Source organism: Cupriavidus alkaliphilus (assembly GCF_900094595.1).
In the GTDB taxonomy this organism is placed as follows: domain Bacteria; phylum Pseudomonadota; class Gammaproteobacteria; order Burkholderiales; family Burkholderiaceae; genus Cupriavidus; species Cupriavidus alkaliphilus.
The window spans coordinates 194,796-217,621 of sequence record NZ_FMAD01000009.1 but is presented as its reverse complement, the minus strand read 5'-3'; the positions used below and the strand labels follow the sequence as shown (position 1 = coordinate 217,621).

Below are 22,826 nucleotides of genomic sequence, written 5' to 3'. Positions count from 1 at the left end.
GGCGGGATTACCGGAGACGAGAAGGGCTGGGGCGCGTGCCCGTCAGCCGCGCGGCGGCGGCGGGTGTGCACCGCCCGGGAACGGCGGCGGCGCGACAGATGTGAACGCAGGCTGGCGACGCGGGCACGGCAACGCGCGGCCCGGAGGCGCGGCGATGACGGGGCGTTGGCGGTCTGCGGTCATGGTGGAAAGCGGAAGCCTTGAAGAAAGATCGACCGGCGTCGATCAGAGTGGTGTGGCGATGCTATGCCTGCATGGCGCTCGCGTCAACGGGATCCTGCGGCGCCCTGCTCCAGCCGCGACACCAGGGCCTGCAGCGCCGGCGCGCAGCCGGCCTCGACCTTCAGCGCCAGCATGGCGTCGGCACGCGTGGTGCCCAGGTTGAGCGCGGCCACCGGCTTGTCCATCTGGCCGGCCCAGACGCAGAAGCGGTAGCCGGAATAGACCATCAGCGACGATCCCACTACCAGCATCGCATCCGCGGCCGCCAGCGCCGCGCGCGCCGCGTCGACGCGCGCGCGCGGCACGGATTCGCCGAAGAACACCACATCCGGCTTGAGGATGCCGCCGCAGTGGCCGCAATCGGGCACCTGGAACTGCGCGAACAGCGGCGATTCGAAATGCACGTCGCCATCGGCGGCGGGCGGCGCGATCACGTCGCGCAGCGCGGCGTTGCGGGACACCAGCCAGTCCTGCAGGCCGGCGCGGTCGTGGCTGGCGCCGCAGTCCAGGCAGATGGCGCTGGCCAGGCTGCCGTGCAGTTCGATCACGCCCTGGCTGCCGGCGCGCTGGTGCAGGCCGTCGACATTCTGCGTGACCAGCGCCGTCATCCGGCCCTGCTCACCGAGCCGCGCCAGCGCGTGGTGGGCATCGTTGGGCCGCGCCTGCCCCGCCAGCGGCCAGCCGAGCATGCTGCGCGCCCAGTAGCGCTGGCGCCCGGCGTGCGAGCCGAGAAAGGCCTGCAGCGTGATAGGAGGCGAGCGTTGCCACTGGCCACGCGCGTCGCGGTAGCCGGGAATGCCGGAATCGGTGCTGATGCCGGCGCCGGTCAGCACGAACAGGCGCGGGTGGCGCTGCACGAAATCGAACAGCGCCGCCCCGGCTGCCGGCGATGGCTGCGATGGCTGCAATGGCTGCATCGTCAGGGCGCTCAATGCGCCGGATCCTCGGCATGCCGGGCGGCCTGGCGCGCTTCCCACGCCCGCAGCGCCTCGCGGTAGCGGTCCATCTCCTGGTAGTAGTAATCGAAGATGCAGGGATCGCAGCCCGAGCCGCAGCACTCGCCGTCGGCGGGCCGCTCCGGCGGCTCCGGGCGGGGATCGTCAGGGGTAAGCGTGGAACCAGCGAGGGGGACTACAGGGGGCACTTGAGACACTTGCGGATGGGGCGCGCGGCGCCATGGCAGACCAGCCCCCAGTATATTCCGGCACGCCCGCCGCTGCCCCGCGGCCCTGGCAGCGCCGAAAGCCGATCTGAACGCTTCCGAACCGCGTGTTGAATTGTTTCGGGGGGCGGTGCGCACAGGGGCCTGCACGCCACGTTTTGCCGGAAGATAGCCGGACTTGCCGCCCCGGCAACCGGCCACGCAGCGGACTGCGACCCCGATCGAGCCATGAAGGCAGCCCCACACCGACGCCTGCGCCACGCCAGCACGAAGCGCCTGCTCGCCGCCATCGCGCTGGCTGCCGGCGCGGCGACGGCCACGGCGGCCACGGCGGCCACGGCGGCCACGGCGGCCACGGCGGCCACGACGGCCGCGGAGCGCCCGGCACCCGGCCAGGACGCCGGCGCCGCCACTACCCCCGCAGGTCCCGCAGGCCCCGCCCAGGCCCAGCCTGCCGCGGCGGGCCGCCCGCGCATCTGCCTGGTGCTGTCGGGTGGAGGCGCGCGCGGCGCCGCGCATATCGGCGTGCTCAAGGTGCTGGAGGCGATGCGCATCCCGGTCGATTGCATCGCCGGCACCAGCATGGGCTCGCTGGTCGGCGGCGCCTACGCCACCGGAATGGGTCCGGCGGAGATGGAACGGCTGGTCGCGGGCCTGAGCACCGACAAGCTCTTCAAGGAACGGCCGCCGCGCCAGGACCTGACCATCCGCCGCAAGCAGGACGACTACACCAACCTCCTCACGCCCGAGATCGGCGTGCAGGCGAGCGGCCTGCTGCTGCCCAAGGGCGCGGTTTCCGGCGTGCAGCTCGAGACGGTGCTGCGTCAGCTGGCCAGGACGCCGGGCTTCCGCGATTTCGACCGATTGCCGATCCCCTACCGCGCCGTGGCGACGGACCTGGTGGCGGGCACGCCGGTGGTGTTCAGCCAGGGCGAGCTGGCCAACGTGATGCGTGCCAGCATGTCGGTGCCGGGCGCGGTGGCGCCAGCGGAATACGAGGGCCGGCTGCTGGTCGACGGCGGGCTGACCGACAACCTGCCGGTCGGCGTGGCGCGCAGCATGGGCGCCGATATCGTCATCGCGGTGAACCTGGGCACGCCGCTGATGAAGCGCGAGGCGCTGACCTCGGTCATCGGCGTGACCGGCCAGATGCTCAACATCCTGACCGAGCAGAACGTGCGCGCGTCGCTGGCCGCGCTGCGGCCCACCGACGTGCTGATCGAGCCCGCGCTGGGCGACTTCTCCGCAACCGACTTCGACCACCTGCCGACCACCATCCCGATCGGCGAGGCCGCCGCGCGCAAGGTCGCCGACCGCCTCGCGCCGCTGGCGTTGCCGCCGGCGCAGTATGCCGAGCTGCGCGCGGCCCAGCAGGCGGTGCAGCCGCCCGACCCCCGCCCCGTCGACGAGATCCGGCTGGCGCCGCTGCATCGCGTCAATCCGGACTATGCCACCGCGGTGATGCAGACCCGGCCGGGCGAGCCGATCGACCAGACCGCGCTGGACCAGGACATGCGCCGCCTGTTCGGCACCGGCGACTTCGAACACGTCAACTACGGCATCCTGGAAGAGCCGGGCCGGCGCGTGCTGACGGTCAATGCGGTGGAAAAATCGTGGGGCCCCGACTACCTGCGTTTCGGGCTGGGCCTGAGTTCGGATTTCCGCGGCGACGCGTACTTCAACCTGGTCGGCAGCTACCGGCGCACCTGGCTCAATGCGCTGGGGGCGGAATGGCGCACCGACGTGCAGGTGGGGCAGACCTCGGCGCTGAGCAGCGAGTTCTACCAGCCGCTGGATACGCGCCAGTTCTTCTTCATCGCGCCGCGCATCGAGCTGGAGCGGCGCCCGGTCAATGTGTTCCAGGGCAGCACGCGCATCGCCACCTACGACGTGCGCCGCTTTGACCTCGCCCTCGACGTCGGCAGCCAGTTCACCAAGTACGGCGAGTTGCGGGTCGGAGTGCAGACCGGCTCGGAGCATGCCACCCTCAGCACCGGCCCGGCGTCGCTGTCGCCGGGTCCAGGCAGTATCCGGCGCGGGGCCATCACCGGCCGGCTCTTCTTCGACCAGCTCGACAGCGTGGACTTCCCGCGCTTCGGCTATGCGGGCGGGCTGCGGATCTACGCCTCGCAACCCGGGCTCGGCGCTGACCGCGCCTATGTCAAGGCGCAGGCCGACGGCACCTATGCCCACTCGTTCGGCGACCACACCCTGTCGTTCGGCTTCAAGGTCGGCGGCAATCCCGGCGGCAAACCGCTGCCGAACTACGACCTGTTCCAGTGGGGCGGCTTCCTGCAGCAGTCCGGCTACGCCACCGGGCAGCTGATGGGCGGCAACCTGCAGTTCGCGCGGCTGGTGTACTACAACAAGCTGGCGCGGCAAACCCTGCTGCAAGGGGTCTACGCCGGCTTCTCGCTGGAGGCGGGCCGCGTGGGCAACCCGCTGGTGCCGGGCAGCCCCACCGGGCTGCTCAAGTCCGGCTCGCTGTTCCTGGCGCTCGACAGCCCGCTCGGGCCGCTGTACCTGGCCTATGGCCGCGCGGCGGCCGGCGTGTTCAGCTTCTACCTGTACCTGGGCAAACCGTTCTGACGCGGCGCGGCAATGTGCGTCTGCCGTACCCCACCAAAGTTGTATGTAATGTCTTAATTCAAATGTCTATACTTTTTCCTGTCACCAAGACCCCCTCTTGAATGACACCTTCCCCGGTCGCCGCTTCCCCAGCGGCGACTTTTTTATGGGCGCCTGGCCGACGATGGCGTGCCTATAATCCCTGCCTTGGGCTGCACTTGCGGCCGCCTCCGCGCCAGCTTCCGCGCGCACTCTTCATGCAGATCGACTTCCAGCATTTCACGCCGTGGCTTTCGCTCGCCGGCGGGCTTGTCATCGGCCTCGCGGCGGCGCTGATGATCCTCGGCCTGGGCCGCATCGCCGGCATCAGCGGCATCGTCGGCGGCCTGCTGCGGTTGCCGCAAGGCGACACCGCATGGCGCGCCGCCTTTGTCATCGGGCTGCTGCTGTCGCCATGGCTGGCCACCGCGTTCGATGCCATGCCCGCGGCACGCATCGACGCGGGCTGGACCGAGGTGCTGGTGGCGGGGCTGCTGGTCGGCGTGGGCACGCGCTACGCCGGCGGCTGCACCAGCGGCCACGGCGTATGCGGTTTGTCGCGCGGTTCGGTGCGTTCGCTCGCGGCCACCGTGACCTTCATGGCGGCCGGCTTCGTGACGGTGCTGGTGCAGCGCCACGTGCTGGGAGGCTGAACCATGGGCACGCTGCTGGCGTTGCTGGCCGGACTGGTGTTCGGCATTGGCCTGATCCTCTCCGGCATGGCCAACCCGGCCAAGGTGCTGGGCTTTCTCGACCTCGCGGGAACGTGGGACCCGTCGCTTGCCTTCGTCATGGCAGGGGCGATCCTGGTCGGCGTGGCGGCATTTGCGCTGGCACGCCGGCGCCGGCGCTCGTGGCTGGGGCTGGCCGCGGTCACGCCGCGCCTGTTGCTGGGCAGCGCCGCCTTCGGCATCGGCTGGGGCCTGGCCGGCTTTTGCCCTGGCCCGGCACTGGTCGCCTTGGGTGCGGGCTATGCCAAGGCTTGGGGCTTTGTGGCCGCGATGCTGGCGGGCATGGCGCTGTTCGAAGTGGCTGAAGCTCTGGCCAGGCGCCGCCGATGACGCAGCGCAGCATGCAAGCAGTACTGGCCCGCAGCGCCTGAGCGGTTTAACATTGCGCGATTATCGAACGACCGTAGACCACCCCCAGCCTCCCATGGATGTCCTCCGCCCCATCGGTCTTGGCCATGCCCAGGCCGACACCGTCCGCGTTGCCCGGCCCCAGGCCGACCTGCTCGCCAGCTTTGCCGGCGATCCCAATTTCATGCTGTCGCTGGCGCGCGGGCTGACCGTGCTGGAAGCGTTTTCCGAGCGCAAGCGCCCGCTGACGATCTCGCAGGTGGCACAGCGGACCCAGCTCTCGCGCGCGTCGGTGCGGCGCTGCCTGTACACGCTGGAGCAGCTGGGCTATGTCAGCCAGCAGGACGGGCAGTTCGCGCTGCGCCCGCGCGTGCTGCACCTGGGGCACGCGTATTTCTCGTCGACCTCGCTGGTGTCGCTGGCGCAGCCGATCCTGGACAACCTGAGCGCGCGCATCCACGAGACCTGCACGCTGGCGATCCTGGACGGCACCGACATCCTGTACCTGGTGCGCTCCGAAGTGCAGCGCGTGCTGAACTATTCGCTCGGCATGGGCAGCCGCCTGCCGGCCTACTGCACCTCCAACGGCCGGCTGCTGCTGGCGCACCAGCCCGCCACGGTGCTGGACGGCTTCTTCGAGCATGCGGAGCTGCGCCCGCGCACGCTGCAGACCAAGGTTTCGCGGCAGGAACTGGAAGCCTGCTTCGAGCGCGCCCGCGAAGTGGACTATGTGATCGTCGACGAAGAGCTGGAGCCGGGCCTGCGCGCCATGGCGGTGCCGGTGCGCTCGGCCTCGGGCATCGTGCTGGCGGGGCTGAGCGTGAGCGTGCGCGCCGCGCGCGTCTCCGAAGCGGACATGATCACGCGGCTGCTGGCGCCGATGCGCGAGGCCGCCGCCGCGATCGGACGGATGGTCGGGTCCTGATCCTGCCGCTAGCCGGCCGTCGGCCTTACCGGCCCGCGTGCCCGCGCAGCCGCGCGGGACTGAGCATGGCGGCGGTCACGCCGTGGTCGGCGATATGCGCCGGCAGCGGCCGGCCCTGCGCCAGCGCGGCGCAGGCCTCTCCCATCGCCGCCGAGGTCTGGATGCCATAGCCGCCTTGCGCCGCCACCCAGAAAAATCCTTCCGCCTCGGGATCGAACCCGCCCACCAGGTCGCCGTCGGCAACAAACGAGCGCAGTCCGGCCCAGGTCCGCGCGGGGCGGCGGATCGTCAGCGTGGTAGCGGCCTCGATCTGGTGGATGCCCATGGCGATATCCAGTTCCTCGGGCTGCACGTCGTGCGGCGGCACCGGGTCGGCGTTGGCCGGCGAACCGAGCAGCATGCCGGCATCGGGCTTGACGTACCAGGTCTCGTCGAAGCCGTAGAACATCGGCCAGCGCGCGACCTCGATCCCGTCCGGCGGGGCAAAGACAAAGGCCGAACGCCGGCACGGCTGCAGCCCCACCGGCGCCACGCCCGCGCGCGCCGCGACCACGTCGCACCACGCGCCCGCCGCGTTGACCAGTACCGGCGCGCGGTAGATGTCGGGCCCGGCATGGACGTGCCACAGGCCGTCGCGCCGCTCGATCGCCCCGGCCTCGGCGCCGCAGGCGATCACGCCGCCGTGATGGCGCACGCCGCGCAGGTAGCCCTGGTGCAACGCATGCACGTCCATGTCGGCGGCATCGGGCTCCAGCACCGCGCCCAGCACCAGTTCCGGCCGCAGCACCGGCACCAGCGCGCATGCGCCGGCCCGGTCCAGCCGCTGCGCCCGTGCGCCCATCGCGGCCAGCACCTGCCAGTGCGCGTCGAGCTGATCCTGCTCGCCCGGGCGCGCCAGCATCATGGCGCCGCGCGGCGACAGCACGGGATGGTCGGCAAACCCCGCGGGCGGGGCATCGAGGAAGGCGCGGCTGGCCATGGTCAGGCCGCGCACCTGCGGCGTGCCGTAGCTTTCCAGGTAGAGCGCGGCCGAGCGGCCGGTGGCGTGGTAGCCCGGCTGCGCCTCGCGCTCGAGCACGATCACGCTGCCCGCGCGCGCCAGCCAGTACGCCACCGAGGCTCCGGCGATGCCGGCGCCGATGACGAGGTAGTCAGCCGAAAACTGCTTGCCACCGGCCGGAGCCGGATCGCTGTGGACCATTGCCGTGCGCCTCCCGTGTCATGCGAACTGGCGGGCAATTTAGCGTAAACCGGGCGGCGAGCGGCGGGGTGCGCGCCGATCCGAGGCGGCGTCAGCCGCGGTGCGCCAGTTCGAGCGCGAACACCAGCCGCTGCAGGAAGTTCTCCATGCGCCCGTCCGGATTGACGAAGGCGCAGCCGAAGTGGTGGATGGCGCTGTCGTCGTGGCCCACCAGCCAGTGGCCGACCACCTGCATGTCCACCTCCAGCTTGCCCAGGTCGCGGAAGTCCAGCCGGCACTTCGCCACCGTGGTGCCGACCGGCAGGTGGTCGGCGGTGACGGTCTTTGAGCGCAGGCCCACGCCGGACAGCGACAGGTCGGCGATATCGAGGCCCAGCACGGTCTTGTCCGGCATCGGCATCTCGCAGCGGTAGCCCTTGGTCACCAGCGTGCGCGCGCGGAAATGGCGGCGACGCTGGAAGTGATAGAGCTTTTCCGGAAACTCGACGACGAAGGCGGGACCGTCTTCATAGCGCGTGGCCGCCGGCTGGCCGACCACGAAGTTGACCGGCACGCCGCGCAGCAGCCCGGAGAACGCGTTCTCTTCGGAGGTCATCAGCGACATCCGTTCGGGCTCGGCATTGCACCAGTCAAAGACGAAGGTGCGGTTGACCGGGTCGACATGCAGGATCGAGGTAACGAACTGGTGCGCGCTGCGGGTGCGCACGCTCAACATGCACTTCTGCCACGCCAGGTCGCGCAGCACCGTGCCGATCTGCGAGTTGTGGGTCAGGCGATAGCGGTCGTCCGCCGGCTCGGCTTCGGTGTCGTGATCGGCGGGCCCGGGGGCGTCGTGCTGGTTCATAGGTTCACGCAACATCTGGAGGGGCTGAGAGCGACGGCCTGTCGCAGCCGCGGACCAGCCGGAGCCCGTCGGCGGCACCGGCCTGCCGGCCGCGCGCCGCATGTTAAGCGCCTGCACCATTGGCCGGCAAGACCGATGATCTCACTTCGGCAAATCTGTGGCAGAACTTGAGCACAGACTTCCGGGGGGTAGCGCTGGCGTGGCTTTCAGGCCGTGGCCTGCGCGCACTCGCGCAGCCATGCGAGCAGCGCCAGCCGGCGCGTGTCGTGCTCGAACGGCGCGGGCGACAGCAGGTGATAGGCTGAGCCGTCGGCCGCAAAGCCGAACGGCGCGGCCAGCCGGCCGTCGGCGATCTCGTCGGCGGCCATCAGCTGCGACGCCATGGCCCAGCCCAGTCCCGCCGCCGCGGCCTGCAGGCTCAGATAGAAGTGCTCGTACCAGGCGTCGCCGTCCAGGCGCAAACGGCCCGCGTCATCGGGGCACGCCGCCTGCCAGCGCTGCCAGGCCTCGGGCCGCGTGCGCGTATGCAACCGCACCGGCGCCACCGCTGCACCCTCGGCGGCCTGAGGCCGGCACACCGGGCCCACGCGTTCCTGCACCACCTCGCGCGCATGCCAGCGCGCATCGAAGGCAAAGTCATTGCGCCGCAGCGCCAGGTCGGCGCCGCTGCGCGCAAAGTCGATCGGTCCGCCCGCCGCCATCAGGTGCAGCGCAATGTCGGGATGGCGCGCGGCAAAGCGCGGCAGCCGCGGGATCAGCCAGCGCATGGCGATGGTCGGCTCGCACGACAGCACCAGGGCCCGCCCCGCCGGCTGTGTGCGGATGCGCGCGGCCGCGGCGGCCAGTCCCTCCATCGACTGCGTCGCCGCCGCAAACAGCGAGCGCCCCGCCTCGGTCAGGAAAACGCCGCGGTTGCGCCGCTCGAACAGCGCCACGCCGAGCGTGTCTTCCAGCTGGCGGATCTGCCGGCTGACCGCGCCGTGGGTCAGGTGCAGCTCCTCCGCCGCGCGGGCAAAGCTCTCATGGCGCGCCGCGGCCTCGAAGAATCGGATCCATCCCAGCCAGTGCATCGGTCAGTTTTTCTCATGGAATCGCGCGAGTATATATCGGTTGTGGGGGCGCTTTGCGGCACGCAGAATTGGGTACGCTTTGATCCCCACGAACGGGGATCGGCCAGAAAACTCAACATAATCTGACGCAACATGCCCCCTCTCGCCGAAACCCTGGCGGTCGCCGCGGTGACCATGCTGGCCGTGATCAGCCCCGGCCCGGACTTCGCCATGGTCACCCGCAACAGCTACCTGTACGGCCGCCGCGCCGGCCTGCTCAGTGCGCTCGGCATCGCCCTGGGCGTGCAGGTGCATGTGCTCTATACGATGTTCGGGGTGTCTCTGCTGATGGCACACGCGCATGGCGTGCTGACGGTAGTGAAGGCGCTGGGCGCGGCCTACCTGGTCTGGATCGGCCTGCAGACGCTGCGCAAGCGCGACACGCTGGCGGTAGACCTGGACGGCGGCCGCGCGCTGGCCCCGCTGGCAGCGCTGCGCATGGGCTTGCTGACCAATGCGTTGAACCCGAAGACCACGCTGTTTGTCGTCAGCACTTACACGCAGGTGGTGAACGCCCACACTCCGGTTCCGGTGCAGTGGGTCTATGGCGGGTTCATGTCGGTGGCGCACCTGGCGTGGTTCAGCGTGGTGGCGTGGGTGTTCACCGCGCCGGCGCTGCGCGCGGCCATGCTGCGCCGCCAGCGACTGCTCGACCGCGCCATCGGCTCGGCCCTGTGCGGACTGGGCGTGGCGCTGGGCTTCAGCAACCTGGCGTAGGGCCCGGCGCCGCCAGCTGCCAGGCTTGGCGCAGCAGGTGTTGCGGGCCCTGCGGACCGAGCTGGCTTTCGAACAACACCAGCCGTGCGACGCGCCAGGGCGCGCTGGCCAGCGTGCGGTGGGCATCGAGCCAGGCCCGCAGCGCGCTCTCGGGCACGGTCGGCTTGCAGCGGGCCAGGGTCACGTGAGGATGGAAGCGCCGCCGCTCCGGCGGGAAGCCGGCGGCGTGCGCCAGTGCCTGCCCCACCTCGGCGTACAAGGCGCGCAGCGCGTCCAGTCCGGGGCCGGGCGCGAGGCCGGCCCACAGCACCGAGCCCGGGCCGCTGCGGAAGCGTCCGGTGCCATACGCCTGCAGCGTGAACGCGGGGGTGCGCAGCATCGCGAGCGCGGCACCGAGCTTTTCGACGGCCTGTGCCGCCTCGCCCAGGCCTTCGCCGAGGAAGTGCAGGGTCAGGTGGACCTGCGCGGGCGTCGCGGCGCGTACGCCAGGCGCGGCTGGCAGCGCCGACAACAGCCCCACCGCCTGTGCGGGCGGCACTTCCACCGCGATGAACAGGCGTGCCATCGCCGCGCGGCCGGTCTCAGCCCGTGGCGGCGCCGATGCCCTCGCGCCGCAGCAGGGCGCGCTTGCGCTCGATGCCGCCGGCATAGCCGGTCAGCGCGCCGGCGCTGCCCAGCACGCGATGGCAGGGCACGATCACCGACAGCGGGTTGCGGCCGACCGCGCCGCCTACCGCGCGCGCATGCGTGGGCGGCAGCCCGAGCGTGCGCGCCAGTTCGCCGTACGAAGCGGTGGCGCCGCACGGAATTTCCAGCAGCGCCTGCCACACCCGCTGCTGGAACGGGCTGCCGGCAAAGCGCACCGGCACGGTAAAGGTGTCGCGGCGGCCGGCGAAATACTCGGCCAGCTCGGCGGCGGCGCGGTCCAGCACCGCGGCGTCGGCGGCAGGCACGTCACGGCTGTCGGCAATGCCGGCGGGATGGTACTTCTGCCCCGCGAAGAAGAGGCCGGTCAGGTGCCCGTCGCGCGCGCGCAGCAGCACGGTGCCCAGCGGGCTGTCGATATGGCGATAGCTGGTCATGGGGAGGTCTCCGGTTGCGCCGCGGCCGGCGGCGTGTCCTTCATCGCTTCGTAGCGATGCCACAGGTGGATCGCGGCGTAGGCCCGCCACGGCGCCCATTGCACGGTGCGTTCGTGCATGGCGCGCACGGTGCTGACGCCCAGCACCTTGCGCAGCGCATAGTCGGTGCCAGGGAAGGCATCCGGCCACCCCAGCGCGCGCATGGCGACATATTGCGCGGTCCAGTCGCCGATGCCGTCGATCTCGCGCAGCGCCGCCACCGCCTGCTCCGGCGCCGCATGCGGGTCGAGCACCAGCGTGCCGTCGGCCACGCGGCGGGACAGCGCCTGCAGCGTGCGAGCCTTGCCTGGCGACACGCCGGCCTCGCGCAGCGCAGCCTCGGGCAATGCCGCCAGCGCGGCCGCGCTCGGGAAGGTATGGCGCAGGCCGTCGGGCGGTGCGCCGTCCAGCGCCTGCCCCGCGCGCTGCGCCAGCGCGGCCAGGATGCGCCGCGCCTGCACCACCGAAATCACCTGCCCGACCACGGCGCGCACCGCGATCTCGAAGCCATCGACGCAGCCCGGCAGGCGCACGCCGGGCATCGCCTCGGCCAGTTCGCCCAGATGGCGGTCCACCACGTCGGGGCGGCAGCCCAGGTCGCACAGCCGGCGCACCTTGCCCAGCGCTTGCGGAATCACGTGCGCCAGCGACGCCGACAGCGTCACGCGCAGCACCAGCCGGCGCGGCACATGCTCGATGCGCACCCAGCCGAGGTGGGCGCTGCCGCCGGCTTCGACGCGCAGGGTGCGCAGGTAGGCGCCGTCCCGGATGGCCTCGATGCCGTCGACCGCGCGCGTGCCGAGAAAGCGCAGCCATGCGTCCCACGCGAACGGCGGGCGGTAGCCCAGCTCGAACACCAGCCGGTCGGCCACACCCTCGGCGGCACGCCGGCGCAACGCCAGCGGCGTCAGGCCGTAGCGGGTCTTCAGCACATCGTTGAAGCGGCGCACGCTGCCGAAGCCTGCCGCCAGCGCCACGTCCGTCACCGGCAGCGCGGTGTCGGCCAGCAACCGCTTGGCCAGCAGCAGCCGCTGGGTCTGCGCGTACTCCAGCACCGACACGCCGAACTGCGCGTCGAACAGCCGCCGCAGGTGGCGCTCGGTCACGCCGATGCGCGCCGCCAGCGCGGCCACGCTGCCGTCGGCCATAAAGCCTTCGTCGATCAGCGTGGCGGCGGCCTGCGCCAGCCGGCCGGAAATATCGGCCAGGCCATGCCCCGGCGCCAGTTCCGGGCGGCAGCGCAGGCACGGGCGGAAGCCATGCTTCTCCGCCGCGGCGGCGCTTTCATAGAACGAGCAGTTCTCGCGCTTGGGGGTGCGTACCGCGCACACGGGGCGGCAATACACGCCGGTCGACGACACGCCCACGAAGAAGCGTCCGTCGAAGCGGCGGTCGTGCGAGGCCACGGCCTTGTAGCAGGTATCGGGATCGAGGTTCATGACGGCATGCTACCGCCAGATGCCGGCGCGCATCCGCTGGTTTCGGACATTTCCCTCTGGCGCGCGGGGATGGGTTGGGGCACAGTTGGCCTGCCCTTACTCTTCCCGTCGGAGACTTCATGCGCCGCACCGCCCTGCACCTGTCACTGCTTGCCACGCTGGCCTGCCCCATGGCGCTGGCGCAGCCCTCGGCAGCGCCCGTGCAGGCGACACAGGTGGCGTCGGTCGAAGGCATTACCGAACACCGCCTGCCCAACGGCCTGCGCATCGTGCTGGCACCCGATGCCGCCAAGCCCACCACCACCGTCAACATCACCTACCTGGTCGGCAGCCGCCACGAAAACTACGGCGAAACCGGCATGGCGCACCTGCTCGAGCACCTGCTGTTCAAGGGCACGCCGTCGCTGCCGGGCAAGACCATCCCGGGCGAGTTCGCCCGGCGCGGCATGAGCGTGAACGGCACCACCGCGCAGGACCGCACCAACTACTTCGAGACCTTCACCGCCAGCGACGACAACCTCGACTGGGCGCTGCGCATGGAGGCCGACCGCATGGTCAACAGCGTGATCGCGCGCGCCGACCTCGACAGCGAGATGACGGTGGTGCGCAACGAGATGGAAATGGGCGAGAACAGCCCCGGGCGCATGCTGATGCAGCAGACCATGGCCGCCGCCTACCGCTGGCACAACTACGGCAAGGCCCCGATCGGCGCGCGCAGCGACGTCGAGAACGTCAGCCTCGACAACCTGCGCGCGTTCTACCGCCGCTATTACCAGCCCGACAACGCGGTGCTGGTGGTGGCGGGCAAGTTCGATCCCGCCGCCACGCTGGCGCGCATCGCGCGCTATTTCGGGCCGATTCCGCGCCCGCAGCGCGTGCTGCCGCCCGAGCCCACCGTCGAGCCCGCACAGGAAGGTGCGCGCGAGCTGGTGGTGATGCGCCCGGGCGACACCCGCCTGGTGGCCGCGCAATACCATGTCAGCCCCGGCGCGCACCCCGACACCACCGCGCTGGCGCTGTTGACCATCATCCTTGGCGACACTCCCGGTGGCCGGCTGTACAAGGCGCTGGTGGAGCGCGGACAGGCTACCTCGATCGGCAGCGCGTTCTATGCGATGAAGGACCCCGGCGCGCTGCTGTTCATGGCGCAGGCGTCGAAAGACCAGCCGCTCGCGGCCGCCCGCGCCGGCCTGATCACGCAGATCGAGGGCTTTGCCGAGGCACCCGTGACCGAGGCCGAGCTGGAGCGCGCGCGGGTGCGCATGCGCAACGCCTACGAGCAGTACATGAACGACCCCGGCGCGCTCGGGATTGCTCTGTCCGAGGCCATCGCCAAGGGCGACTGGCGCCTGTTCTTCCTGGCGCGCGACCGCATCGAAACCACCACGCTGGCCGACGTGCAGCGCGTGGCGCTGAACTACTTCCAGGCTTCGAACCGCACCCTTGGCGTGTTCCTGCCGGCCGAGCAACCGCAGCGCGCGCAAGTGCCGGCGGTGCCCGACATCACCGCCATGGTCAATGGCTACCAGGGCCGGCCGGCGCTGGCCGCGGTGGCGGCATTCGATCCCAGTCCCGCCAATATCGAGGCCCATACCACGCGCCAGACGCTCGCCAACGGCATGCAGCTGGCGCTGCTGCCCAAGCCCGCGCGCGGGGAAGTGGTGCACGGCGTGCTGGTGCTGCGCATGGGCGATGCGCAGAGCCTGCAGGGGCTGACCACGGTGGGCGCGCTCACCGCGGCGATGCTCCGCCGCGGCAGCGCCGGCATGGACCGCCAGCAGATCGCCGACCGCATCGAGGCGCTGCGCGCGCGCGTGGGCATCGCGGGCGGTTCGGAGCAGGTGACGGTCAGCTTCGAGACCCGCCGCGCGCACCTGCCCGAGGTACTGTCGCTGTTGCGCGACCTGCTGCGCGCGCCCACCTTCCCCGAAGCCGAGTTCGAGACCCTGCGCCAGACCAGCATCGCCGAGCTTGAAAGCGTGCAGCGCGAACCCGGCGTGCTGGCCGCCAATGCGCTCGGCCGGCACGGCGACCCCTACCCCGCCGGCGACCCGCGCCATGCGCGCACCATCGCCGAGAATATTGCCGACCTGCGCTCGGCCACGCTGGCGCAGGTGCGCGACTTCCATGCCCGCTTCTACGGCACGGGGCATGCGCAGCTGAGCCTGGTCGGCGACTTCGATGGCGCCGCTGCCGCGGCGCACGCGGCCGCGTTGTTTGGCGACTGGACCGCGCCGCAGCCGTATGCGCGCGTCGACCGTCCGTTCGTGCCGATCGCGCCCGCCGAGTTCACGCTGTCAACGCCCGGCAAGGCCAACGCCGTGTACCTGGCCACCGCCCCGATCGACCTGACCAACGATGCGCCCGACTATGCGCTGATGATGATTGCCAACCGCGTGCTGGGCGGCGCCAGCCTGCGCAGCCGGCTGGCGGACCGGCTGCGCCAGCGCGAAGGCATGAGCTATGGTGCGAGCAGCTGGGTGCAGGTGGGCGCGCTGGACCGCGCCGGCCGCTTCGGCGTGCGCGCGCAATATGCGCCGCAGAGCCTGGCGCGGGTGCAGCGCGCCGTCAGCGAGGAACTGGAGCGGCTGGTGCGCGAGGGCATTACCGCCCAGGAACTGGCCGAGGCCGTCAGCGGCCTGCTGCAGCAGGGCATGGTCAGCCGCAGCAACGACGCCGCACTGGCCGGCGCGCTGGCCAGCCAGCTCTACCTGGGCCGCACCATGGCCTTTACCGCGGAACTCGAACAACGCTTGCGCGACGCTACCCCTGAGACCGTCAACGCCGCCATCCGCCGCTACATGCAGCCGGGCACGCTGTCACGCGCCTATGCCGGCGACTTCGCCGGCGCGGCGGCGCAGGGCGGTGCAACCGGCCAGGCAGCCGGCACGCCCGCCGGCACGGCGACCGGCTCCAGCGCCGGCGGCAACGCAGGCGGCAACGACGGCGGCAACGAAGGCGGCGGCAGGCCGCCCGCGCGCCTCTGACATGCGCCTGACATAGATCTGCAACCATACTCGCCGGGCGGTGGCGCCATCCGCAAGCGCGGGCAACGCGGCGCCAGGCCCTTGCCCCGACCCCGGGTTGACTGTATATTCGTACAGTATAAGTCGATACAAGAGGTGTGGATGTCAATCGTGCGAGCTGGCAGCAAGGCAGAAGCGCTCAGGCTTCTGGCCTCGGAAGGCGTGCTGGCGCTTGAGCTGGACTACGAAACCGGATGGCAGGACGCCGTCGAACTCGGCAGGCTCGGAGAAAAGCGCGGTATCAAGGTGCAATATCGCGGACAAGAAAGCATCGCAGTCCGTTCCCGCGAAGCCCTGATCGAAGGGCTGGCCAAACCCAAGGCCACATTCCGTCAACGCAATCTCTATTGCCAGTTCGATCTCGGCACGCTGGCGGACCATGAATTGCTCGACCTCGAAGCCAAGGCCACGCGGCTCGGGGACTACATTCTCGCCGGCCACCTGCTGCGCGAGGTCGATGGCGTGTGGCCGCAATAGCGGCGTAAACGCGCCTGCGTTCACCAGAAAATAAAGAAGCCGCCCCTGCAGGCGGCTTCCGTTACGTTGCGCCGGTCACGCCGGTCACGCCAATCACGCGGATCAATGCCAGACCCGCGTCGCGTTGGCCCAGCGCGCGGCGCATGACTGTGCCACCGGCGCGTCGATGATGTCCCTGGCGGCATCGTCGGACGGTGCCGCCCCGGCGGCCTCCAGCGCGGTGCGCCACAGCACCGCCGACACCAGCGTCTTGCACTGGCGGCGCTCGCCATGCGCCAGCGCCAGCAGGCGCTCGTAGCCGTCGATCACGATCAGGCGGTCGCCATGGCGCGGCTGCAGCGTCAGCGTGAACAGGTGGTCGCACTCGCACTGCATGCGGCCGCCGCTGACCGCCACCACGATGGCGCCGGGCAAAGCGATGCCGCTGCCCTGCACCTCGGTGCGCAGCCGCGCCAGGTGCGTCTGCACGCGCGGGTCCGGGGTGCCGCCGACGCTGGCCGCCATCTGTGCCGGCAGCGCGCAGAGCGCCATCAGCTCGGCCGGCGATACCGCCAGCGTGTACGCCTGCAGCGTGGGGCGATAAGTCGCCACCACCGCGCGCAGCCGGTGCGGCGCGCCGTCATCATGTCCTGCCTGCGGCGCACCGTCGCGCCCGCGGTACTGCATCGTGTCCATGTCGACTCCTGCCACGCGGGCCGTTGGGGGTCAGTCGCGCAGCAGATGCTTGGCGATGATCATCTGCTGGATCTGCGTGGTGCCTTCGTACAGGCGCAGCAGGCGCACATCGCGGTAGAAGCGTTCGGCCTTGTATTCGGCGATATAGCCGGCGCCGCCGTGGATCTGCACCGCGCGGTCGGCGACGCGACCGACCATCTCGGTACAGAACATCTTGGTGCAAGAGGCCAGCATGCTGACTTCCGGATCGCTCTTGCCGGCGGGCTTGGCGTCGTAGCGCTGGGCGCAGTCGCGCACCATCGACAGGCCCGCGTAGAGCTCGGCCTGGCTGTCGGCCAGCATCGCCTGGATCAGCTGGAAGTCGCCAATCGGGCGGCCGAACTGCTTGCGCTCCCTGGCATACGCCACGGCATCGGTGATCAGCCGGTGCGCCATGCCGCAGGCCAGCGCCGACAGGTGCAGGCGGCCACGGTCCAGCACCTTCATGGCAGTCTTGAAGCCCACCCCCGGCACGCCGCCGATGATGTTGGCGGCCGGCACGCGCACGTTCTCCAGCACCACGTCGCAGGTCTTGGTGCCGCGCTGGCCCATCTTCTTGTCAGGCTTGCCCAGCGAGATGCCCGGGGTATCGGCCGGCACGATGAAGGACGAGATGCCGCCGGCGCCCGGGCCGCCGGTGCGCGCCATCAGCGTAAAGGCGCCCGCGCGCGGCGCGTTGGTGATGAAGCGCTTGGTGCCGTTGATGACATAGTGGTCGCCGTCCAGCTCCGCTTTGGTCTGCAGCGAGGCCGCATCGGAACCGGCGTTGGGCTCGGTCAGCGCGAACGAGATAATCATCTCGCCGCTGGCGATGCGCGGCAGGTATTGCTGCTTCTGTTCCTCGGTGCCATCCATCAGGATGCCCTGCGAACCGATGCCGACGTTGGTGCCGAAAACCGAGCGGAAAGCGAACGCGGTATGGCCGAGGTCATAGACCACATCGCATTCCTGCGACATCGACAGGCCGATGCCGCCGTAGTTCTCGGGGATGGAGATGCCGAACAGCCCCATCTCCTTCATGTCGGCGACGATGTCGGCGGGCACGTCGTCGGTTTCCTCCAGCGTGTCTTCGGCGGGCTTCAGGCGTTCGTCGATGAAGCGCTGCACCGAGGCGCGCAGCAGGGCAAAGGATTCTTGGTCTAGGGCCATGGTGATTCTCCGGGTCAAGCCAGTACGTCAGTCTGGCCGCCTATGGTACGCCGGTGACGCGATTTGACAATCCATTGGATCTTGGACAGAAGCGTCAGCAAAATTTGACAATCGGCCGCCCCCGGCGCCTCAGGTGACTGACAGCAAGCCGGCCATGCCGATGCCCAGCGCCGCCAGCGCATCGCCCGCAATCAGCCCCCCGCCCAGCAGCGACGCGGTGTTCATGTCGCGCGGCAAGCCTTGCCGGCGCGCCCCGGCGGCACCGAGCGCAGCCCCGGCGCTGGCCAGCACGCCGCCCGCCGCCATCCAGGCCGCGGCCGCCAGGTTGACGAAGCCGCCGAACGACGACGCATAGGGCGAAGGCAGGATCACGGCATCCAGCACGAAATCCGCCGCCTGGCCGGCTCGGCCGGAACGCGCAAGGCGCTGCCACGCGGGATGGCCGAGGATGGCGCGGCGCAACAGCGCCGTGGCCAGCCCGATCACCAGCCCCGCCGCGACCGCAAGATACTGGCCGGCCCGGTCCTGCGACAGGCCATGGAGCACGCCCACGATCTTGTAGGTCATGGCCGATGTCCAGCGCGCCGGCTGCTGGTCGGCCGGCAGGCTGGTCTGGTCCAGCGCCAGCACCGGATAGGCCTGCAGGAACAGCCGCGCCATCGCCACCGCGACCAGTGCGCCGACCACGATACCCGCCACCTGGTAGCCGAACTGCACCATGCGGTCGCTGCCCAGGCGCCAGCCGGTGGAGCGGTCCTGCTGCATGTCGCTGGCCTCGGCGGTGGCCACCAGCAGCACCGTGGCGGCGATCAGGCCAACCTGCGGCGCGCGCAGGCCGGCCGCCGCCATCAGGATCACCGACAGCACGAACGCCGACGAAATCGGGTTCTGGTCGACCATGCCGACCGAGATGCCGTTGACCAGCGCGAACACCAGCGCCAGCAGCACGGCAATCAGCTGGAACGCCAGCGGCTGCCCGAACCACATCACGCCCGCCGCCACCGTGGCCACACCCCAGAGCAGCGCCCAGGCCGCCACCCAGCCCATGCCCGGCCCGCGTCGCGGTGCATCCGGTTGCGGCTGGCGCCGTGCCCGCCAGCGCCGGCACGCCTGCACCAGCAACTGCGCCAGGTCGACCACGGCCGCGCCCATGATCATGCCCAGCGCCACCAGGAACGTGGCCTTGCGGTACGGCTCGCCCGGCGCGAGCCAGCCGGCGTCGATGAACCACGGGGTCATGGCCCAGCCGGCCAGCCCGCCAACCAGCGCCGCAACGCCCACGCGTGCGCCCACGATCATGCCGGCGCCGAAGGTGGCCGCGGACAGGTCCAGCGCGGCCAGCCACGGCACGCGCCCCGCCCCCAGCCCGCTGGCCAGGCCCAGCGCGATGCCGCCGCCAAGGCGCGCCACCGAGCGTCGCAACAGCGCCGGATCGGTCAGCGCACGCAGGATGTTGGCCACCGCCAGGCCCGACGGAAAGGTCAGCTGCATGCGGTCCACCAGCAACGGCGTGTACAGCATGCCCACGCCCACGCCGAACATGCCGATGCACAGCAGGTACAGCACCAGTTGCCACAGCGGCGGCTGTGCCATGCCCAGCCACGCCATCGCCTGCAGCACCACCGCCATGCCGCCCATGCCCGCCACCGACGCCGCCGCGGTCTGGATGTAGTTGGCGCCATGGCGGCCGGACGCGCCATAGCCGGCCGTCACCACCGAGCCCAGGATGCCCGCCAGCACCTGCCCGCCAACAAAGAAACCCAGCGAAAAATTCATGTATGCCGCGGCCACGCCACCCAGCGGCCCCAGCACCAGCATGCCGGCCGCGCCCAGCATCAGGTGGTATTGCCAGCTGCCGGGCGATGGCAGCCAGGCCACGCGCGGCGCGGCGTCGGAGGGCAAGACGGGCATGGCAGGGTGCCTTGAGCGGAACAGTGTTCCTGTTGCGAAGCATAGGCGAAGGGGCGGGCCGCGGCCGTTGCGCGGGTTTGCGCTATCGCAGTGCCGGTATTGGGCGGACGGGTTTACACTAGTTTCGCGCGCAACTATCTGGCCGATATAGTTGCGCCCACAACCACCTACACAGACCCATCGCCCGTCATGCCAGACCTCCCCGCACCTCACCTGCCGGTGCCGCCCGCACCACCGCCCGATTCGCCCCGCCCCTGGCCGCAACGCATCCCGGTGCTGATCGCCGGCGGCGGCCCGGTCGGCCTGACGCTGGCCGCGCTGCTGGCGCGCCAGGGCATCGCCACGCTGGTGGTGGAAGCCGACGACGGCTACTGCGCCGGCAGCCGCGCGATCTGCATGGCGCGGCGCTCGCTGGAGATCCTGGGCTGGGCGGGCGCCGACCGGGCCACCGTCGCAACCGGCCTGCCGTGGGTCGGCGGGCGCAGCTACCACCGCGACACGCAGGTGCTGCACTTCCACATGCCGAGCGAGCCGGGCGAGCGCTTTGCGCCGATGGTCAATATCCAGCAGTACTACCTGGAGGCCTTCGCCCACGAAGCCGCGCTGCGCGGCGCGTCGCCTGCCGAGGTACGCTTCGGCGCGCGCCTGCGGACGCTGCGCCAGCACGCCGGCGGCGTGGTCGCCGAGATCGAGACCGGCGATGGCGCGGTGGAGGTCGATGCGCAATGGCTGGTGGCATGCGACGGCGGACGCAGCACGGTGCGCGAGCAACTCGGCCTGCGCATGGAAGGCACGCAGTACGAAGGGCGCTACGTGATCGTCGATATCGTGCAGAAAACCCGGCGCGAGGTGGAGCGGCTGGCCTGGTTCGACCCGCCTTCCAATCCCGGCTCGACCCTGCTGATGCACCGGCAGCCCGACGATGTCTGGCGCATCGACTACCAGATCCGCGACGACGAAGACCCCGACGAGGCGGTCAGGCCCGAGAACGTGCTGCCGCGCGTGCAGAGCCACCTCGACATGATCGGCGAAACCGAGCCGTGGCGGCCGCTGTGGATCTCGATGTACAACGCCAAGTGCCTGACCCTGCAGGACTACCGCCACGGCCGCGTCCTGTTCGCCGGCGACGCCGCGCACCTGGTGCCGATCTTTGGCGTGCGCGGGCTCAATTCGGGGCTGGACGATGCCGGCAACCTGGCGTGGAAGCTGGCCTGGGTGCTGCGCGGCCAGGCTGGCGACAGCCTGCTCGACACCTACTCGGCCGAACGCGTGCACGCCACGCGCCAGAACCTTGCCTACGGCGCCAAGAGCACCGAGTTCATGGCGCCGCCCGACTTCGCCTTCAAGCTGATGCGCGAGGCCACGCTGCGGCTGGCGCCATCCGAGCCGGCAGTGCGTTCGCTGATCAATCCGCGGCAGTCGGCGCCGATTGCCTATGTCGATTCGGCGCTGAACGGTCCCAGCGACTTCGGCACCGACTGCCCGGGCGCCGCGCCCGGCTTGCCCGCGCCGGAACTGCGCGTGGACGGGCCGGACGGCATCCGGCATCTGACGCAATGCTTCGGGCAGCGCTTCACGCTGCTCTGGTTCGGGCATGCCGCCGACCGATCGGCGCTGCCCGAGCCGCTTGCCGCGCTCGCGCGCGAACATCCACAAGTCCTGCACGCGTATCAAGTGGTCAGCGGCGCCCCGGCCGGCGCCACCGCGCTGGCCGACGTCGACGGCCAGGCCCACGCCCGCTATGGTGCCAACCCCGGCACGCTGTATCTCATCCGCCCCGATGGCTATGTGCTGGCACGCTGGCGCGAACCGTCATGCGACGCCGTGCGCGCCACCCTCGCCCCCCTGCTGCAAACCGGAGCCCGCCATGCAAGCTGAAGACCTCGACCAGGCCTATACCCGACTGTGCGAAGCCATGGGCCGCACCGGCGAAGCGCGCGCGCCGCTGCTGCTGGCGATGGTGTGCCTGGGCCTGATGAGCCGGCAGCAAGCGCTGGCGCCGGTGCTGGCGCTGATCGACGAAGCCGAGGCACGCAGCCGGCAAGAGGCCGCCGGGGGCTCTACAATGCCGACGCCCGAAACCGAAACGCCATGAAGCCACTGCCACGCCTCGAACAGTTCCTGACCTACCGCCTGCACCAGGTCAACAAGCTCAGCGACAAGGACAGCGCCGCCGCCTACCTGGAGCAGTGCGGGCTGCTGCTCAGCGAGGGGCGCTGCCTGGCGGCGATCGGCGCCTTCGCGCCGCTGTCGGTCAACGCCCTGGCGCAGCGCGCCAACCTGACCAAGGGCCAGGCCAGCCGCTCGGCGCAGGCGCTGGTGGCGCGCGGGCTGGTCAGCAAGGAAGCCAGCGCGGCCGACGGGCGCGGCGTGGTGCTGTCGCTGACCGCGCGGGGCAAGCCGCTGTACCGGCAGGCAATCGCCATGATCGCCCGGCGCAATGAAGAGATCTTCGGCTGCCTGAGCGACGCCGAACAGGCGCTGCTGGGCAGCCTGCTCGACCGGCTGGTGGCGCACGCCGGCCAGCAGGACGGGGAAAGCCCCGACGACGACACCGACGCCTGAGCGCTCAGCGGCGCAGGTGGTCCACCTGCGCGCGGGCGCCATCGCGGCGCGCGGCCTCCGCCATCTCGTTGCTGACCACGGTTTGTCCGATCGGCGCCAGCGCAATGCCGGCCAGCTTCAGGTGCTGGATCGCGAACGGGATACCGATGATGGTGACGAAGTTGGCCACCGCCGCCATGACGTGGCCGATGGCCAGCCACACGCCGGCAAAGACAAACCACAACACATTGCCCACCAGCCCGAGCGCGCCGGTGCCGACATCGTCGCGCCCGGTCAGTTCGCGCCGGCTGATGGCCTGCTTGCCGAACGGAAAAAAGGTGAAGCTGCCGATCACGAAGCAGGCCTTGCCCCAGGGGATGCCGATGATCGAGATAAAGGCGAGCAGCCCTGCCAGCCACCAGGCGAGGCCCATCACCACGCCGCCAAGGATGAACCAGAGGAAGTTGCCGATCGCGCGCATGCTGTCGTTTCACCAGTGAGGGGAGGAACACGCATGATACGCAATGGCGTCGTGCCGGCATGGTGCCAGACGGCCCGAGCCGCAAAAGCGTACCCGTT

Annotated in this window: 22 protein-coding genes; 10 read left to right on the top strand and 12 right to left on the bottom strand. The window is 70.7% G+C overall.

The features are described from left to right. Positions 1–266 precede the first annotated feature (266 nt). Both GA0116996_RS19730 and GA0116996_RS19725 read right to left on the bottom strand, forming a co-directional pair. Positions 267–1,139 carry an NAD-dependent protein deacetylase gene (locus tag GA0116996_RS19730; RefSeq protein ID WP_092314996.1) on the bottom strand — a complete coding sequence of 291 codons (873 nt, stop codon included), beginning with the start codon at positions 1,137–1,139 and terminating at the stop codon, positions 267–269. A gap of 11 nt (positions 1,140–1,150) precedes the next feature. Further along, entirely contained in the window at positions 1,151–1,366 is a 216-nt protein-coding gene (locus GA0116996_RS19725; RefSeq protein ID WP_092314994.1) for an oxidoreductase-like domain-containing protein, read from the bottom strand. 246 nt (positions 1,367–1,612) lie between these two features. Between GA0116996_RS19725 and GA0116996_RS19720 the strand changes: the two genes are divergently transcribed. The 4 genes from GA0116996_RS19720 (at position 1,613) to GA0116996_RS19705 (ending at position 5,995) form a co-directional block, all read left to right on the top strand. After that, positions 1,613–3,973, top strand: coding sequence for a patatin-like phospholipase family protein (locus GA0116996_RS19720; RefSeq protein ID WP_092314992.1), 2,361 nt, complete (start codon positions 1,613–1,615; stop codon positions 3,971–3,973). A 236-nt stretch (positions 3,974–4,209) separates the two neighbouring features. Further along, on the top strand, positions 4,210–4,644 hold the full coding sequence (locus GA0116996_RS19715; RefSeq protein WP_092314990.1) for a YeeE/YedE family protein: 435 nt from the start codon (positions 4,210–4,212) through the stop codon (positions 4,642–4,644). Positions 4,645–4,647: 3 nt separating this feature from the next. Further along, positions 4,648–5,052, top strand: coding sequence for a DUF6691 family protein (locus GA0116996_RS19710; RefSeq protein WP_092314988.1), 405 nt, complete (start codon positions 4,648–4,650; stop codon positions 5,050–5,052). Between the two features lie 94 nt (positions 5,053–5,146). Continuing rightward, the gene (locus tag GA0116996_RS19705; RefSeq protein WP_092314986.1) at positions 5,147–5,995 is read left to right on the top strand and encodes an IclR family transcriptional regulator domain-containing protein; all 849 of its coding nucleotides are present in this window, start codon (positions 5,147–5,149) and stop codon (positions 5,993–5,995) included. 25 nt (positions 5,996–6,020) lie between these two features. Here the strand turns inward: GA0116996_RS19705 and GA0116996_RS19700 are convergent, their stop codons facing one another. From GA0116996_RS19700 to GA0116996_RS19690, 3 genes are all read right to left on the bottom strand, one after another. Then, positions 6,021–7,196: an NAD(P)/FAD-dependent oxidoreductase gene (locus GA0116996_RS19700; RefSeq protein ID WP_092314984.1), complete on the bottom strand. Its 1,176-nt coding sequence runs from the start codon at positions 7,194–7,196 to the stop codon at positions 6,021–6,023. Between the two features lie 91 nt (positions 7,197–7,287). Next, positions 7,288–8,040, bottom strand: coding sequence for a flagellar brake protein (locus tag GA0116996_RS19695; RefSeq protein WP_243419705.1), 753 nt, complete (start codon positions 8,038–8,040; stop codon positions 7,288–7,290). 206 nt (positions 8,041–8,246) lie between these two features. Then, on the bottom strand, positions 8,247–9,110 hold the full coding sequence (locus tag GA0116996_RS19690; RefSeq protein ID WP_092314980.1) for a LysR substrate-binding domain-containing protein: 864 nt from the start codon (positions 9,108–9,110) through the stop codon (positions 8,247–8,249). Between the two features lie 132 nt (positions 9,111–9,242). Here GA0116996_RS19690 and GA0116996_RS19685 point away from each other — a divergent pair, with 132 nt between their 5' ends. Continuing rightward, positions 9,243–9,866 carry a LysE family transporter gene (locus GA0116996_RS19685; RefSeq protein WP_092314978.1) on the top strand — a complete coding sequence of 208 codons (624 nt, stop codon included), beginning with the start codon at positions 9,243–9,245 and terminating at the stop codon, positions 9,864–9,866. On the opposite strand, the gene thpR is transcribed toward GA0116996_RS19685, so the two are convergent. Genes thpR through GA0116996_RS19670 form a run of 3 tightly spaced genes read right to left on the bottom strand, consistent with a single transcriptional unit; the run spans position 9,850 to position 12,426 of the window. Further along, a complete protein-coding gene (gene thpR, locus GA0116996_RS19680; protein WP_092314976.1) occupies positions 9,850–10,431 on the bottom strand; it encodes an RNA 2',3'-cyclic phosphodiesterase in 582 nt (193 codons plus the stop codon). The genes GA0116996_RS19685 and thpR overlap by 17 nt on opposite strands. A gap of 16 nt (positions 10,432–10,447) precedes the next feature. Then, a complete protein-coding gene (locus tag GA0116996_RS19675; protein WP_092314974.1) occupies positions 10,448–10,948 on the bottom strand; it encodes a methylated-DNA--[protein]-cysteine S-methyltransferase in 501 nt (166 codons plus the stop codon). Then, the gene (locus tag GA0116996_RS19670) at positions 10,945–12,426 is read right to left on the bottom strand and encodes an AlkA N-terminal domain-containing protein (protein WP_092314972.1); all 1,482 of its coding nucleotides are present in this window, start codon (positions 12,424–12,426) and stop codon (positions 10,945–10,947) included. The genes GA0116996_RS19675 and GA0116996_RS19670 overlap by 4 nt, the downstream gene beginning before the upstream one ends. Before the next feature lie 119 nt (positions 12,427–12,545). On the opposite strand from GA0116996_RS19670, the gene GA0116996_RS19665 reads away from it, so the two are divergent. Further along, positions 12,546–15,413, top strand: a complete 2,868-nt coding sequence (locus tag GA0116996_RS19665) for a M16 family metallopeptidase (protein WP_092314970.1) — start codon at positions 12,546–12,548, stop codon at positions 15,411–15,413. Positions 15,414–15,554: 141 nt separating this feature from the next. Further along, complete coding sequence (locus tag GA0116996_RS19660) at positions 15,555–15,929, top strand: hypothetical protein (protein ID WP_012357073.1); 375 nt, start codon at positions 15,555–15,557, stop codon at positions 15,927–15,929. Between the two features lie 102 nt (positions 15,930–16,031). Here the strand turns inward: GA0116996_RS19660 and GA0116996_RS19655 are convergent, their stop codons facing one another. The 3 genes from GA0116996_RS19655 to GA0116996_RS19645 all read right to left on the bottom strand — a co-directional run bounded on the left by GA0116996_RS19655 (position 16,032) and on the right by GA0116996_RS19645 (position 19,703). Next, positions 16,032–16,604, bottom strand: coding sequence for a hypothetical protein (locus tag GA0116996_RS19655; protein WP_092314968.1), 573 nt, complete (start codon positions 16,602–16,604; stop codon positions 16,032–16,034). Between the two features lie 30 nt (positions 16,605–16,634). Then, complete coding sequence (locus tag GA0116996_RS19650; RefSeq protein WP_092314966.1) at positions 16,635–17,792, bottom strand: acyl-CoA dehydrogenase family protein; 1,158 nt, start codon at positions 17,790–17,792, stop codon at positions 16,635–16,637. A gap of 129 nt (positions 17,793–17,921) precedes the next feature. After that, positions 17,922–19,703, bottom strand: coding sequence for an OPT/YSL family transporter (locus tag GA0116996_RS19645; protein WP_092314964.1), 1,782 nt, complete (start codon positions 19,701–19,703; stop codon positions 17,922–17,924). 189 nt (positions 19,704–19,892) lie between these two features. Between GA0116996_RS19645 and GA0116996_RS19640 the strand changes: the two genes are divergently transcribed. From GA0116996_RS19640 to GA0116996_RS19630, 3 genes are read left to right on the top strand one after another with little or no spacing between them, the layout of a single operon-like run. Continuing rightward, positions 19,893–21,581: an FAD-dependent oxidoreductase gene (locus GA0116996_RS19640; protein ID WP_092314962.1), complete on the top strand. Its 1,689-nt coding sequence runs from the start codon at positions 19,893–19,895 to the stop codon at positions 21,579–21,581. Then, positions 21,571–21,798 carry a hypothetical protein gene (locus GA0116996_RS19635; protein ID WP_092314960.1) on the top strand — a complete coding sequence of 76 codons (228 nt, stop codon included), beginning with the start codon at positions 21,571–21,573 and terminating at the stop codon, positions 21,796–21,798. Before GA0116996_RS19640 ends, GA0116996_RS19635 begins: the two co-directional genes overlap by 11 nt. Continuing rightward, complete coding sequence (locus GA0116996_RS19630) at positions 21,795–22,268, top strand: MarR family winged helix-turn-helix transcriptional regulator (protein ID WP_092314958.1); 474 nt, start codon at positions 21,795–21,797, stop codon at positions 22,266–22,268. The genes GA0116996_RS19635 and GA0116996_RS19630 overlap by 4 nt, the downstream gene beginning before the upstream one ends. Positions 22,269–22,272: 4 nt before the next feature. On the opposite strand, the gene GA0116996_RS19625 is transcribed toward GA0116996_RS19630, so the two are convergent. Next, complete coding sequence (locus tag GA0116996_RS19625; protein ID WP_092314956.1) at positions 22,273–22,728, bottom strand: YccF domain-containing protein; 456 nt, start codon at positions 22,726–22,728, stop codon at positions 22,273–22,275. Positions 22,729–22,826: the final 98 nt, after the last annotated feature.